The organism is Staphylococcus sp. NAM3COL9, assembly GCF_001431205.1.
Taxonomy (GTDB): Bacteria; Bacillota; Bacilli; order Staphylococcales; family Staphylococcaceae; genus Staphylococcus.
This window is the reverse complement of sequence record NZ_LGPC01000014.1, coordinates 142,608-157,823: the sequence shown is the minus strand read 5'-3', so window position 1 is coordinate 157,823 and position 15,216 is coordinate 142,608. Positions and strand designations below refer to the sequence as shown.

16 protein-coding genes and 1 riboswitch are annotated in these 15,216 nt (G+C 33.2%); of the genes, 13 read left to right on the top strand and 3 right to left on the bottom strand.

All coding sequences use genetic code 11. From position 1 onward, the window contains the following. The first annotated feature begins 36 nt into the window (after positions 1-36). Positions 37-576, top strand: a complete 540-nt coding sequence (locus tag ACA31_RS07845; RefSeq protein ID WP_057512774.1) for a nitroreductase family protein — start codon at positions 37-39, stop codon at positions 574-576. A 146-nt stretch (positions 577-722) separates the two neighbouring features. Here the strand turns inward: ACA31_RS07845 and ACA31_RS07840 are convergent, their stop codons facing one another. Next, the gene (locus tag ACA31_RS07840; protein WP_002508192.1) at positions 723-1,043 is read right to left on the bottom strand and encodes a thioredoxin family protein; all 321 of its coding nucleotides are present in this window, start codon (positions 1,041-1,043) and stop codon (positions 723-725) included. 143 nt (positions 1,044-1,186) lie between these two features. Here ACA31_RS07840 and ACA31_RS07835 point away from each other — a divergent pair, with 143 nt between their 5' ends. From ACA31_RS07835 to ACA31_RS07805, 7 genes are all read left to right on the top strand, one after another. Next, positions 1,187-1,540 (top strand): arsenate reductase family protein, encoded by a 354-nt coding sequence (locus ACA31_RS07835; protein ID WP_057512773.1) that lies wholly within the window; start codon positions 1,187-1,189, stop codon positions 1,538-1,540. Between the two features lie 167 nt (positions 1,541-1,707). Beyond that, the gene (gene gcvH / locus ACA31_RS07830; protein ID WP_057512772.1) at positions 1,708-2,088 is read left to right on the top strand and encodes a glycine cleavage system protein GcvH; all 381 of its coding nucleotides are present in this window, start codon (positions 1,708-1,710) and stop codon (positions 2,086-2,088) included. A gap of 307 nt (positions 2,089-2,395) precedes the next feature. After that, positions 2,396-2,788 (top strand): toprim domain-containing protein, encoded by a 393-nt coding sequence (locus tag ACA31_RS07825; protein ID WP_057512771.1) that lies wholly within the window; start codon positions 2,396-2,398, stop codon positions 2,786-2,788. Beyond that, positions 2,785-3,084 carry a thioredoxin family protein gene (locus ACA31_RS07820; protein WP_057512770.1) on the top strand — a complete coding sequence of 100 codons (300 nt, stop codon included), beginning with the start codon at positions 2,785-2,787 and terminating at the stop codon, positions 3,082-3,084. The genes ACA31_RS07825 and ACA31_RS07820 overlap by 4 nt, the downstream gene beginning before the upstream one ends. Positions 3,085-3,139: 55 nt before the next feature. Continuing rightward, positions 3,140-3,247: riboswitch (SAM riboswitch) on the top strand. Positions 3,248-3,332: 85 nt separating this feature from the next. Beyond that, the gene (locus ACA31_RS07815; RefSeq protein WP_057512769.1) at positions 3,333-4,358 is read left to right on the top strand and encodes a methionine ABC transporter ATP-binding protein; all 1,026 of its coding nucleotides are present in this window, start codon (positions 3,333-3,335) and stop codon (positions 4,356-4,358) included. Beyond that, entirely contained in the window at positions 4,351-5,046 is a 696-nt protein-coding gene (locus ACA31_RS07810; RefSeq protein ID WP_057512768.1) for a methionine ABC transporter permease, read from the top strand. The genes ACA31_RS07815 and ACA31_RS07810 overlap by 8 nt, the downstream gene beginning before the upstream one ends. A gap of 25 nt (positions 5,047-5,071) precedes the next feature. Beyond that, positions 5,072-5,887: a MetQ/NlpA family ABC transporter substrate-binding protein gene (locus ACA31_RS07805; RefSeq protein ID WP_057512767.1), complete on the top strand. Its 816-nt coding sequence runs from the start codon at positions 5,072-5,074 to the stop codon at positions 5,885-5,887. Positions 5,888-6,623: 736 nt separating this feature from the next. On the opposite strand, the gene ACA31_RS07800 is transcribed toward ACA31_RS07805, so the two are convergent. Further along, on the bottom strand, positions 6,624-7,652 hold the full coding sequence (locus tag ACA31_RS07800) for a hemolysin family protein (protein ID WP_057512766.1): 1,029 nt from the start codon (positions 7,650-7,652) through the stop codon (positions 6,624-6,626). A gap of 210 nt (positions 7,653-7,862) precedes the next feature. Beyond that, entirely contained in the window at positions 7,863-8,708 is an 846-nt protein-coding gene (locus ACA31_RS07795) for a DUF368 domain-containing protein (protein ID WP_057512765.1), read from the bottom strand. Between the two features lie 363 nt (positions 8,709-9,071). Here ACA31_RS07795 and sufC point away from each other — a divergent pair, with 363 nt between their 5' ends. From sufC to sufB, 5 genes are all read left to right on the top strand, one after another. Then, positions 9,072-9,827, top strand: a complete 756-nt coding sequence (gene sufC / locus ACA31_RS07790; RefSeq protein ID WP_057512764.1) for a Fe-S cluster assembly ATPase SufC — start codon at positions 9,072-9,074, stop codon at positions 9,825-9,827. A 108-nt stretch (positions 9,828-9,935) separates the two neighbouring features. Beyond that, complete coding sequence (gene sufD / locus ACA31_RS07785; protein WP_057512763.1) at positions 9,936-11,243, top strand: Fe-S cluster assembly protein SufD; 1,308 nt, start codon at positions 9,936-9,938, stop codon at positions 11,241-11,243. Positions 11,244-11,399: 156 nt separating this feature from the next. Beyond that, entirely contained in the window at positions 11,400-12,638 is a 1,239-nt protein-coding gene (locus tag ACA31_RS07780) for a cysteine desulfurase (RefSeq protein WP_057513010.1), read from the top strand. Then, complete coding sequence (gene sufU, locus ACA31_RS07775; RefSeq protein ID WP_056935400.1) at positions 12,628-13,077, top strand: Fe-S cluster assembly sulfur transfer protein SufU; 450 nt, start codon at positions 12,628-12,630, stop codon at positions 13,075-13,077. Before ACA31_RS07780 ends, sufU begins: the two co-directional genes overlap by 11 nt. Before the next feature lie 176 nt (positions 13,078-13,253). Beyond that, positions 13,254-14,651 (top strand): Fe-S cluster assembly protein SufB, encoded by a 1,398-nt coding sequence (gene sufB / locus ACA31_RS07770; RefSeq protein WP_057512762.1) that lies wholly within the window; start codon positions 13,254-13,256, stop codon positions 14,649-14,651. Positions 14,652-15,216: the final 565 nt, after the last annotated feature.

Sequence of the window (15,216 nt, the reverse complement as noted above, 5' to 3'; positions counted from 1 at the left end):
TGAAAATAGTTATCAATAGTGAAAGGGCGATATTATATGGAACTGCAAGATGCAATAGCACAACGTCGTAGTATTAAAGTGTTCAAAAGAGATATGAATATAGATGATACGGCTTTATATCAAGCTATTCGACAAGCTACTGATGCACCTAATCACGGTATGCGAGAGCCGTGGAGAGTTGTTCATATTGCTAAAGATAGATTAGGAGATATGAGTAAACAGCTTACAGAAATTGCTTTTCCTAATCTGAAGAAAAAGCAAGTAGATCATTATAATGTAGCAACAAATCTTGGGGGCATGCTAGCCCTAGTCTTAAAAGAAGATCCAAGACAAAAAGAAAATTTAGAAAATTATATGGCATTTGGAGCTTTTACTCAAAATTTAATGCTTCTACTACATGAAGTCGGCATTGGTACCTGTTGGAAAACGCCAGCATATATATTTCAACCTGAAATGCGTGCATTATTTGGAGTGAAAGATGATGAGAGTTTAGTTGGATTTTTGTATCTAACTGATGTAGAAGATGAAGTACCGCATAGAAAACGTCACGTAAATAATATAATTGATAAATTTTAACTATTATATAATAATTGCATTAAAGTAGATAAGCAGTCATTTAAGCGACTGTTAAGATAAATAAAGGCCGCATTGAATTTAAAATTCAATGCGGCCTTTTATCTTTGAAATGTATATCTCAAATTTCATCAAAAATACTTTGTGATTTATTTAAATGTTTCTGCTAAAAATGATTCAACTTGTTCTGGAGATTTTGCATTTGCTGAATGTAAATGTGCTAATTTTTCTCCATTTTTGAAAACTAACAAGCTTGGAATACCCATTACATCATTGTCAGACGCTACATCTTCTAATTCATCACGATTTACCGTGAACCATTGGTAATCATTATATTTTTCAGTGATTGGGTCAATCCACATATCCATGGCTTTGCAATCTGGACACCAGCCTGCTTCGAATTTAACAATGACAGGATTATCACTTTGTATTGTTTCTTTGAAATTGTCTGTAGAATTTATTGGTTGCATAGTATAACTCCTTTGTTTTAGATATTATTAAGCCTATTATAACTGACAATTAGCCATTATTAAAAAAATCAGCTTGATATTAAGAGCGTTTTACGTAGAAATTTGATATATTAGTGTTAACTAGACATAGGAGGTACAGCATAATGATAAAATTTTACCAGTATCCTAATTGTACAACTTGTAAGAAGGCTGCTAAGTTCTTACAGGAGTATGGTGTTAGTTTTGAACCTATTGATATCGTTCAGCATACACCTACTAAAAAAGAGTTTAAAGATATTATTGAAGCGACAGAAATTGATGTTAACAAACTCTTTAACACACATGGCGCAAAATATCGTGAGCTTGGATTGAAAGATAAGTTGGAAGATCTAACGAATGATGAAAAGTTAGATTTATTGGCTTCAAACGGTATGTTAGTTAAAAGACCACTAGCCATTTCAGGAAATAAAGTTACAGTTGGATTTAAAGAAGACCAATATAAGGAAACTTGGTTATAAAATAAATTTTAAATTTATATTTAAATAAGTGGTTACAATAGATTTGTGGAAACGCTTCATCTATTGCTGTGAAAACATCTGATTGAATTATGTTGTCAAGAAATAGTTGCTTGAAAGCTTTTCATATGGCATCATTAATATGTAAAATCATTTAGGAGGGGATTCTTGTGGCAGTACCGAGTGAATTTAAATATTCTAAAGAACATGAATGGGTTAAAATTGAAGGAAATATAGTAACAATTGGTATAACTGAATATGCTCAAGGTGAATTAGGAGATATCGTATTCGTTGAATTACCAGAAGTCGACGATGATATTAACGAAGGTGAAACTTTTGGCAGTGTTGAATCGGTAAAAACAGTTTCAGAACTTTACGCACCTGTTACTGGGAAAGTTGTCGAGTCTAACGAAGAATTAGAAGACAGCCCAGAATTCGTAAATGAATCACCATACGAAAAAGCATGGATGGTAAAAGTTGAATTAAGCGATCAAAGTCAATTAGATGAATTATTATCAGCTGAGCAATACTCAGAAATGATTGGCGAATAAAAAATAAAGTATGAACTCCATGATATAGACTATCTTGGAGTTTTTTTAATGAGCATAATCTCTTTCACATGGTTTTTTGTCAAAACAAACCATGTATAAAGTGAGATATATTAGAGCAATAGCTTAATAGAACTACAGAACAGTTATTATCTAAGAAAATGAACATTTGATTAGGCTTCTTTAAATGACAAAAATCATTTTCAATAATAAGATAAGATTAGGAATATGTAAATTGTGTTTATAGTCGCTAAGTATTGTGAAGAACTAAGTAGATTGAACAACTATCAACATTTAGAGGGTGGATGTCATGACGATACTAAACCAAGTGATTATTGTCGAAGGCAAGTCAGACAAGAAACGGGTAAAGCAAGTTATTGATCAGCAAATCGATATCATATGTACGAACGGTACTATGGGCATTGATAAAATCGATGAAATGGTTGAAATTTTATATGATAAACAAGTATATATTCTTGTGGATTCAGATAAAGAAGGTGAAAAGATACGTAAATGGTTCAAACGATACCTCAGTGAAAGTAAACACATACGCATAGATAGACAATATTGTGAGGTTGCTAGATGCCCTAAACCATATTTATCCAAAGTACTACGAAAACATGGTTTTTCTGTGAAAGATGCAGAAAAAGTAGCTAAAGCAAAATTAGATTATATAGCTGAAAGGGTAAGTTTATTAACATGAATGTAACAAGTGAATACTGTGCAGATGTGCACGAACATAAAGAAAAAGAAAAATATCTAATATTTGGTTATACACCAACGTGTGGAACTTGTAAAGTTTCAGAACGCATGTTAGATATAGCAAATGAAATTTTGAAACTACCTATTACAAAAATAGATTTGAATTTTCATCCTAATTTTAGCCAAGCGCAAGAAATACAATCTGTACCTGTGCTCATGTTGATGTCTAAAGGAAAAGAGCAGAAAAGAATTTACGCATTCCAGTCTGTTCCTTATTTGTTAGAAAATTTAAAATAGTTATTGACGAAATATGAGTGCGATGATAGGATTAAAAATAATTAAATAAATGATACTCTTATCAAGAGTGGTGGAGGGATGTGCCCTTTGAAGCCCGGCAACCGTCTGAATCAGAAATGGTGCCAATTCACATGAAGTTACTATTAACTTTGGGAGATGAGAGAAGCGATTAATGCTTTCTCTTTTCTTCACTGAATAAAAGGGAAAGCATTTTTTAATTGATAGTGTAATACAAGGAGGCAAGTGTGATGATTGAATTAAATCAAATAGTCAAAAGGTACAAAACAAAAAAACACGACGTACTAGCTGTAGATCATGTTGATTTAAGTATTCAATCAGGCTCAATCTTTGGAGTAGTTGGTTTTTCAGGAGCAGGGAAAAGTACATTAGTAAGACTTTTGAACAATCTCGAGCAACCTACTTCAGGTGACGTAATTATTGATGGAGATAAGATAGGTGATTTATCTAAATCAGATTTAAGAGAAAAACGTCAAAAAGTGAGCATGATTTTTCAACATTTTAATTTACTGTGGTCACGAAATGTATTAAATAATATTACATTTCCGCTAGAAATTGCTGGTGTTTCACGTCGTGAAGCGAAGCAACGTGCGTTAGAACTAGTGGAATTGGTAGGACTAAAAGGAAGAGAAAGTGCATATCCATCTGAATTATCAGGCGGTCAAAAGCAACGTGTCGGTATTGCTCGTGCATTAGCTAATGAACCTACTGTATTGCTTTGCGATGAAGCAACAAGTGCGTTAGATCCTCAAACGACAGATGAAATTTTAGAATTATTGTTAAAGATTAAAGAAGAACGAAATTTAACAATTGTAATCATTACACACGAAATGCATGTCATTCGACGTATCTGTGATGAAGTCGCTGTTATGGAAAGTGGCCGTGTAATTGAACAAGGCGAGGTTACAACTGTCTTTGAAAACCCACAACATGCAGTAACAAAACGCTTTGTGAAAGATGATTTAGACGATGATTTTGATGAATCTATCACAGATTTAATATCATTAAATGAAAATGATTATGTAGTTCGCTTGAATTTCACAGGGAGTAATACTACGGAGCCGCTAGTATCATACATAACTAAGACCCATAACATTGATGTAAATATATTGGAAGCTAATATTAAACATACGAAAGACGGTTCAATCGGATTTTTAGTAGTTCATTTACCAACAGTGAATTCAGAAAAATTCGAAAAATTCAAAAATGATTTAGAAGCACAACGCGTTTCAGTGGAGGTGTTAAAGCATGGGTAATTCGTTTGGTGACATACTCCGTGAGATGGTTACTATGCCAAATGTCAGTTGGGATGAAGTTTGGTTAGCAACATACGAAACAATATACATGACAGTAATAGCAACAGCATTTGCTTTTGTTTTAGGACTGACTCTAGGTGTTTTACTCTTCTTATCAGCTAAAAGTAAATCACCAGTGACAAGAGTCTTTTACAGTGTAGTTTCATTTATCGTAAACTTATTCAGAGCAATACCTTTTATTATCCTCATACTCTTGTTGATTCCATTTACAAGTTTAATATTAGGAACAATCAGTGGACCGACTGGGGCTTTACCAGCATTAATCATTAGTGCTGCACCGTTCTATGCGAGATTAGTTGAGATTGCATTTAAAGAAATTGACAAAGGCGTAATCGAAGCGGCTTGGTCAATGGGTGCGAATACATGGACAGTAGTGAAAAAAGTCCTTTTACCAGAAGCAATGCCAGCTTTAATATCTGGTATTACAGTTACTGCAATTGCTTTAGTTGGGTCAACAGCAGTTGCGGGTGTCATTGGTGCAGGTGGCTTAGGTAACTTAGCGTATTTAACTGGCTTCACACGAAATCAAAATGACGTCATATTTGTATCAACAGTTTTAATACTGATTATTGTATTTATCATTCAATTTATTGGTGATTGGTCTACAAATAAAATAGATAAACGATAATTTTTTAAAAAGGGGACTTTATTATATGAAAAAAATATTGAGTTTAGTTTCTGTAGCAGCTTTAGCACTTTTATTAGCAGCTTGTGGCGGTGGCGGAGATAAAAAAGATAAGACAATTACAGTCGGAGCTTCACCAGCACCCCACGCAGAAATATTAGAAAAAGCAAAACCATTATTAGAAGATAAAGGTTATAAATTAAAAATCAAAACGATTAACGATTATACAACACCGAATAAATTATTAGATAAAGGTGAACTTGATGCGAACTTCTTCCAACATACACCATATTTAAATAAAGAGAAGAAAGACAAAGGATATAAAGTGGAATCAGCAGGAAACGTCCACTTGGAGCCAATGGCAGTTTACTCTAAAAAACATAAAAGTTTAAAAGATTTACCTAAAGGCGCAACGGTATATGTTTCAAACAACCCAGCTGAAGAGGGGCGTTTCTTAAAATTCTTCGTAGATGAAGGGCTTATTAAATTAAAAGGCGGCGTTAAGACAGAAAATGCTACGTTTGATGATATTGTAGAAAATAAAAAAGATATTAAATTTAATAATAAACAATCTGCAGAGTATTTACCTAAAATTTATCAAAACGAAGATGCTGATGCTGTGATTATTAATTCTAACTTTGCAATTGATCAAGATTTAAGCCCTAAAGATGATTCGATTGTTCTAGAGAAAGCAAAAGACAATCCTTATGCGAATTTAATTGGCGTAAGAGAAGGTCATAAAGATGACGAGAAAATCAAAGCGTTAGTCGACGTACTCCAATCTAAAGAAATTAAAAACTATATCAACAAAGAATATGATGGTGCGGTTGTACCAGCAAAATAATACCCAGCTTTATGAAGAATCCTTAAACCATAGTGGTTTGAGGATTCTTTTTATTTGTTGTAAATAGTAAAAGTGGGTGCCTTTGTGCCGACAACTATATATGAATGTATTATTCAAGTTTATTCTGCTAGGTGTGATTAGACACTTATGAAATTTTTTGAGAACAGTTGTTGTGTATAGAATTCATAAAATAAATTGTAATAAATAATTGAAACATGTGACGTACACTTATCTCATATATTTGAAATAGTGGCCTCAGGTGAGTAAAATAAATAACGGAAATAAATTGATTGAGAAAATAATTAATTTAATTTTCAATGGGAGAACTAACAAATGAATAGTAAACTTTCTATAATAATAGAAGGTTTATGTATGGATTATATATAAAACCACTAAAATATCACTTTCGCTGTTGATATTTTATTTAATAGCTCGGAGGTTATGTGATGCTTTTATATCATTAAATGGTTTAAAAGTAATGGGACATATACTTTCGGGTTATTTTGTTTTAGGCCTTTATCTTGATTCTAACAAGACGCTTGAACAGGTAGTACTCATTTAGTGCTTGAAGCATTCTTCAATATGAAAGGCTGTAACCGTGTCTTAGCCAAACGACTCGGACATATAAAATAATAAGATTATACTTAAAAACTACAGCAAAAACCACCGACAAAGTCGCTTAACTTCATCGGTGGTTTGTCTACGTTTGAAATACTGTTTTAATTAAAGATTATATTTAGACTAAATCATGCTCATCTTTAATGTCACCTACTATATTTTCTAAAATATTTTCCATGGTAATCATACCAATTGGATTACGATTTTTATCTTCGACAAGTGCAATGTGGATTTGATGTGTTTTCATCAGCTCTAGTACATAATGATACTTAGTATTAAGACTTACTTTTAGAATATCGTTTGTAATATCTTCAAGTGTCGTTAAATCATCATTTAAAAAGTCCTTAGCATGTATATAGCCAACAATTTGAGTTGGATTATCTCTAAATACGGGGAATCTTGTGTAATTCGCATTATTTATATAAGCTTTTGTTTCATCTACATCACTTTTAATATCAATAACTGAAACTTTGTAGAGAGCAATATAACCATCTTTAATTGTCATTTCATCAAAAGCAAATGCACGATTAATATGTGTTAATTCATTTTCAGAGATTTCTCCGCCTTCATGACTTTCTTTAATCAATAATTTTAATTCTTCTTCGGAATGATAGAGTTCACTTTCTTTAGCAGGCTGCATACCAAACATTTTTAAAATTAATCGTGCTGAACCATTAAGTATATATATAAATGGATAAAATAATTTGTAAAACATGATCATCGGTTTAGCTATGATTAATGTAATTTGTTCGGCTTTTTGAATCGCGACTGTCTTGGGTGCCATTTCGCCGACTACAACGTGTAAATAGGTTGCAATTACGAAAGCGCCAATTAAAGTGAAGACATGTATCATCGAATTTGATAAACCTAAACTACTGAAAAGCGGGTGTAACATAAACTCAAAAGTTGATTCGCCGACCATACCGATGCCGAGAGCGGTAATTGTAATACCTAATTGACAGGCGGCTAAGTATTCATCTAAGTGTGTTACTACCTTTTGTGCTGAAAGTGCATTTTTGTTATTACCTGTTGCAAGCGAGTGGATTCTCGATGCTCGAACTTTGACTATTGCGAACTCTGAAGCGACAAAGAATGCAGTAAGTATTAATAAAATGATAAACGTGATTAAACTAATAAGGGTTCCCAAATATTAATTAATTCCTCCAATATTTTCTGATTCAATCTAAAAATGATTGAAAGTTGATTATATAAAAAATAAGTGTAGTTATCCACTATCAAGATTTATACATTTTTAATAAAATGAATTTATTTTTTGTGCCACTGGAAACTTTGTGAAAAAGACTTTTAAAAATGTCATCGAGCAATATCGACGGCGGATCAAACGTATGTTTCAATTTTAATCTTTTGTAGTGCTTCCTAATTTATAACTAATAATAAAGCCGCAAATTAGCGTTATGATTGAAATAATCCATAATAAAACAGAATTCGGGAGGCCAGGAAATACGGCATAAAGCGAACCTACTACGAAACCAATAATTAATGCATAGGTTAAGTAAGTATGGTAAGTCAGTAAGTGTTGGATGATTTTACTAGAAAATAAGAAACCAGCAATAACGCCTAATCCAACAGAAATTAATACAGGAACGGCATTAAAGTTTAGCGAAATAAATTCTGAGAGCGCATGCATTACTGTGCCGTATACTCCAAACACTAATAACATAAATGACCCTGATATACCTGGAAGCAACATAGCACTAGAGGCACACGCACCAGCAATAAAATATTTAATAAAAAGGCCAGTTGAGAGCTCTAGTGTTGCGCTTGCATGCTTATCGCCATTATTCAATAAAGTAATGACAACAATTATAATGATGCCTAAAGCTATAAGTGAATAGTGTTTAATATTAAAAGTTTGTTTAAAGCGAGAAGTTTTTAATAAATATGGAATGATACCTGCAATTAAGCCAACAAAAAAGAACATTGTAGGTACTGTATGTTCATTAAGTAAGTAATTGATAACTTTGCTTAATAAGCCTATAGCTAGGACCATCCCTAAACCAATGGGTATTAAAAATTTTAAACTTTCCAAAAAGCGTTTAGAAAAAAGCCCGCTAATAGAACGAATGAAGTCGTCATAAATACCAAGTAAGAGGGCAATAGTACCTCCACTCACTCCCGGAACTAAATCAGTTGTTCCCATAGCAAAACCCTTCACAATATTTGACCATTTTATTTTTGACATGATAGTCTCCTTTTAATTGAAAATACATAAATGATAATAGCATAAAAGTGAGTATGAGAATATTAAAACCAAAGTAGAAAAAAATTGCTTATCACATATAAATGAACAGTGACTCTTATTTTAAAAGATTGTAGGCATTGAGAACAATGATCCTATTATTATCAGTTACGAAAACCAGAGAATCCCTATCGAAAATGATTGTGTTTTAATAACGATTTTAATTTAGCTCCTGAAAAGGTTTATATTCAAATATAACTACGTTATAATTAGAAGATGTAACAAAGGCTCAGTCTTTTGACTGTAGATTAAAATTATTATAAACTAGATAAGAAAAACATATCATATAATACGGAGGGAATATGTATGCCATCAACATTAGAAATTAAGGACCTACATGTGTCTATTGAAGATAAAGAAATTCTTAAAGGTGTTAACTTAACAATTAACACAGATGAAATACACGTTGTAATGGGACCAAATGGTACTGGTAAATCAACATTATCATCAGCAATCATGGGACACCCTAGCTACGAAGTAACGAAAGGTGAAGTTTTATTAGACGGCGTTAACATATTAGAACTAGAAGTTGACGAACGTGCAAAAGCAGGCCTTTTCTTAGCAATGCAATATCCATCAGAAATCACTGGTGTAACAACTGCAGATTTTCTACGTTCAGCAATTAATGTTAAACGTGGAGAAGGTAATGAAATTAATTTGATGCAATTCATCAAAAAATTAGATAAAGAAATGGATCGTTTAGATATCGATCAAGATATGGCGCAACGTTATTTAAACGAAGGATTCTCTGGCGGAGAGAAAAAACGTAATGAAATTCTTCAATTAATGATGTTAGAACCAAAATTTGCAATTTTAGATGAAATTGACTCAGGTTTAGATATCGATGCACTAAAAGTAGTATCTAAAGGTATCAATTTAATGCGTGGCGAAGAATTCGGTGCATTAATTATTACTCACTATCAACGTCTATTAAATTACATTACTCCAGACCATGTACATGTTATGTATGCGGGTAAAGTGGTTACTTCAGGTGGACCTGAATTAGCAAAACGTTTAGAAGAAGAAGGCTATGAATGGGTTAAAGAAGAGTTCAACGCTTAATAATAAGTCTCAAATCATATGAAAACATTAATTTAGATGAAGATTTAAGGTTTTGATTTATACCAATGAATTAAATCATACAATCATCAAATGGGAGGAAAAAATAGTATGACGACTGAAACTTTGAACATTTCTGAAGCTCAACTTGTTGAATATTCACAAGCCCACAATGAACCTTCTTGGGTAACTGAATTACGTAGAGAAGCGTTGAAATTAACTGGAACTTTAGAAATGCCAAAACCTGATAAAACAAAAATTAACAAATGGGATTTTGATTCATTTAAACAACATGAAACAGTAGGTAATGTTTATGAATCACTAGAAGAACTACCTGCAGAAGTGAAAGAAATTATTGATGTAGAAAATACAGAGAACTTAGTAATACAACACAATAATACACTTGCTTTTACAAAGGTTTCTGATTCTGCAAAAAACGATGGCGTAATCATTGAAGGGTTATCAGATGCGTTGAAGAATCATCCTGATTTAGTAAAAAAATACTTTATGAATGACACAGTAACTGTTGATGAACATAGATTAACAGCATTGCACACAGCACTTGTTAATGGTGGCATGTTTGTATATGTACCTAAGAATGTAGTGGTTGAACATCCAATTCAATACGTCGTTTTACATGACGATGCGAATGCAAGTTTCTATAATCACGTTATCATTACTACTGAAGAAAGTGCAGAAGTAACGTATGTTGAAAACTACTTATCAAATGTAAGTGGTGAAGGTAACCAGCTTAATATCGTTTCAGAAGTAAGTGCTGCTGCAAACTCGAAAATCACTTATGGTTCAGTAGATTATTTAGACAAAGGCTTTACTGGTCACATTATTCGTCGTGGTATGACAGAAACAGACGCAACAATTAACTGGGCATTAGGACTAATGAATGAAGGTAGTCAAATTATTGATAATACTACTAATTTAATTGGTGATCGCTCAGAAAGTGAATTGAAATCTGTTGTCATTGGTACGGGCAGCCAAAAAATCAATTTAACCTCTAAAATCGTACAATATGGTAAAGAAACAAATGGATATATTTTAAAACACGGCGTTATGTTAGAAAGTGCTTCAACGATATTTAATGGTATAGGTTACATTAAACATGGTGGTACTAAAGCAAACGCTCAACAAGAATCACGTGTACTAATGCTTTCTGAAAACGCACGTGGAGATGCGAACCCAATTCTATTAATAGATGAAGATGACGTAGAAGCAGGACATGCAGCATCAGTAGGTCGTGTTGACCCAGAACAACTTTACTACCTGATGAGTCGTGGTATTTCACGTCGAGAAGCTGAACGTTTAGTTATTCACGGTTTCTTAGATCCAGTCGTACGTGAACTACCGATTGAAGATGTGAAACGCAAATTACGTGAAGTAATTGAACTTAAAATTAATAAATAATTAACGAAATTAATCATACTAAGGACAGTAGTAATTCAAGTGTTAGGAAGCGAATGATTCTTGTTAAGTACGTTTTAAATTTGAATTTAAAGTAGTCTTCCTAACTTTACTAAGGTCTGATTATAGATTTTTAATTAAGAAAGGTCTGTGGATAATTTGACCGAATCATTAAATGTTAGTGAAATTATAAAGGATTTTCCAATTCTTAAACAACAAGTACATGGTAATAGACTAGCTTACCTAGACTCTACAGCGACAAGCCAAACGCCTATCCAAGTGATTGATGCGATTGATGATTACTACAAACGATATAACTCTAATGTGCATCGTGGTGTTCACACACTCGGTTCATTAGCAACAGATGGCTATGAAAATGCACGTGAAACGGTAAGACGTTTTATAAATGCGAAATACTTTGAAGAAATTATCTTCACACGTGGAACAACAGCAGCGATTAATATTGTTGCACATAGCTATGGCGATGCGAATGTTACTGAAGGTGATGAAATTGTTGTTACTGAAATGGAACATCACGCCAATATTGTACCTTGGCAGCAATTAGCGAAGCGTAAAAAAGCAGAATTGAAATTTATTCCTTTAACTGAAGATGGAGAATTAGCGATTGAGGATGTTAAAGCGACTATTAATGAAAAAACAAAAATAGTTGCTATTGCTCACGTTTCTAACGTATTGGGCACTATAAACGATATCAAAGCTATTACCGAAATTGCGCATGAACATGGTGCAATTATCAGTGTGGATGGTGCGCAAGCTGCCCCTCATATGGATATAGATATGCAAGACTTAGGTGTTGATTTTTATAGTTTTAGTGGTCATAAAATGCTTGGTCCAACAGGTGTTGGTGTTTTATATGGTAAACGTACATTGCTAAATAACATGGAGCCAGTTGAATTTGGTGGAGATATGATTGATTTTGTTGATAAATATGAAGCTTCATGGGCAGACTTACCAACAAAATTCGAAGCAGGTACGCCACTTATTGCCCAAGCGATTGGCTTTGCAGAGGCTATAAAATATTTACAAAATTTAGGATTCGAAGCGATTCATCAACATGAAGCGACCTTAACACAGTACGCTTATGACAAAATGTCAGAAATAGAAGGTATCGAGATATATGGTCCAGCAAAAGATCGTCGTGCTGGTATCATTACTTTCAATATGACTGATGTTCATGCGCATGACGTTGCAACTGCAGTTGATACTGAAGGTGTAGCTGTTCGTGCAGGGCATCACTGTGCTCAACCACTAATGAAATGGTTAAAACAATCTTCTACAGCCCGCGCAAGTTTTTATATTTATAACACGAAAGAAGATATTGACCAATTAGTTGAAGCGTTGAAACAAACGAAGGAGTTTTTCTCATATGAATTTTAATAATTTAAATCAGTTGTATCGTTCAGTAATTATGGATCATTATAAAAGCCCTAGGAACAAAGGTACTTTAGATAATGGCTCTATGACGGTAGATATGAACAATCCAACGTGTGGGGATCGTATTCATCTTACGTTTGATATAGAAGATGGTTTTATCAAAGATGCTAAATTTGATGGAGAAGGCTGTTCAATTTCAATGTCTAGCGCCTCAATGATGACCGAAGCGGTTAAAGGCAATTCTTTAGCTGATGCCATGAAAATGAGTCAAGAATTCTCAAAAATGATGCTTGGCGAAGATTATGAAATCAGCGAAGACATGGGAGATATCGAAGCACTGCAAGGTGTTTCACAATTTCCAGCAAGAATTAAATGTGCCACGTTAGCTTGGAAAGCCTTAGAAAAGGGTACAGTTGAAAAGGAAGGTAATGCAGAAGACTAATTCGAGTCGAAGCATTGACATTCTGTAAAATCCCATTCAAACTAGTATGAACAACATGAATTTCATGAACGTATATAGATGAAATCATTATTCTTATAGCAGACAATTAAAAGAGAATAATACATTAAATGAACTTGCACGTAAGTCGTTTTTAATATATAAAAGGAGTGATTTAAATGGCTAAAAAAGCACCTGATGTTGGGACTTATCAATACGGTTTCCACGACGAAGATGTTTCCATTTTTAGATCAGAACGCGGTTTAACAGAGAATATTGTCCGCGAAATATCGAATATGAAAAGTGAACCTGAATGGATGCTTAATTATAGATTAAAATCATTAAAACAATTCTACAAAATGCCTATGCCACAATGGGGCGGGGATTTATCAGAATTAAACTTTGATGATATCACTTATTATGTTAAACCATCAGAAAATACAGAACGCTCATGGGATGAAGTGCCTGAAGAAATTAAACGTACGTTTGATAAATTAGGTATTCCTGACGCTGAGCAAAAATATCTTGCTGGTGTTTCAGCACAATATGAATCAGAAGTTGTTTATCACAATATGGAGAAAGAACTTGAAGACCAAGGTATCATCTTTAAAGATACAGACAGCGCTTTAAGAGAAAACGAAGATTTATTCAGACAGTATTTCTCAACAGTAGTACCTGCTGCAGATAATAAATTCTCAGCGTTAAACTCAGCTGTTTGGTCAGGTGGATCATTTATTTATGTTCCAAAAAACATTAAATTAGATACACCTTTACAAGCTTATTTCCGTATTAACTCTGAAAATATGGGCCAATTTGAGCGTACTTTAATCATTGCTGATGAAGGCTCATCTGTGAACTATGTAGAAGGTTGTACGGCACCAGTTTACTCAACAAGCTCGTTACACTCAGCTGTTGTTGAAATCATTGTACACAAAGATGCACATGTGCGTTATACAACGATTCAAAACTGGGCGAACAACGTATATAACTTAGTTACAAAACGTACTTTAGTATATGAGAATGGTAATATGGAATGGGTTGATGGTAACTTAGGTTCTAAATTAACTATGAAATATCCAAACTGTGTACTTTTAGGTGAAGGTGCTAAAGGTAGTACGTTATCTATTGCATTTGCTGGTAAAGGACAAGTACAAGATGCTGGGGCGAAAATGATTCACAAAGCGCCAAACACATCTTCTACAATTGTTTCTAAATCTATTTCTAAAGATGGCGGTAAAGTTGTTTATCGTGGTATTGTGCATTTTGGCCGTAAAGCAAAAGGCGCACGTTCAAACATCGAATGTGATACTTTAATTTTAGATAATGAGTCTACTTCAGATACTATTCCATATAATGAAGTATTTAATGACAATATTTCGTTAGAACATGAGGCAAAAGTATCTAAAGTTTCAGAAGAACAATTATTCTATTTAATGAGTCGTGGTATTTCAGAAGAAGAAGCGACTGAAATGATTGTAATGGGCTTCATTGAACCATTTACAAAAGAACTTCCAATGGAATATGCTGTTGAAATGAACCGTTTAATCAAATTCGAAATGGAAGGATCAATTGGCTAGTCTTAGCTACTGATTCAATAATTTCTTATAAAATAAAAGCACGAGAGATACGAATTCAATACCATTTATTCTTTAAATGTTATCGAAGCATGCGTATCATCTCGTGCTTTTTTAGATAGCTTTTCTATTTATGCATAACTATAGAAAATTAAAAGCTTCCATATTGGAAAAATAAAAAAAAGTGCTACCAGCGTTAACAATCACAGTAAGATATTTACGATGCGGTCATCATTAAAAGAGTGATGGTTTGACGAATTTCAAGAAGGATAAGAAATCAAGTGCCTAGCCATATGAATGGGTCGGGCACTTTTTTTATCTATAGCTAGTACCATATTGGATTGTACTGATATTTTCTCTTCGCTGGTCTGAACCTTTTCTGTACAAATAATAATCAATTTTCTATCCTGCTAATATGAAATTGGAGTTTGATAATTAACTTATTTAAAAGTTAATTTAGATAACGTATAACAATGAGATGATTCAAAATACTAATCCTTTTGTAACGTTTATAAATTTTGAAAGAAGGGAATTGATGTACAAATTATAAATTTTTTTATTATAAATT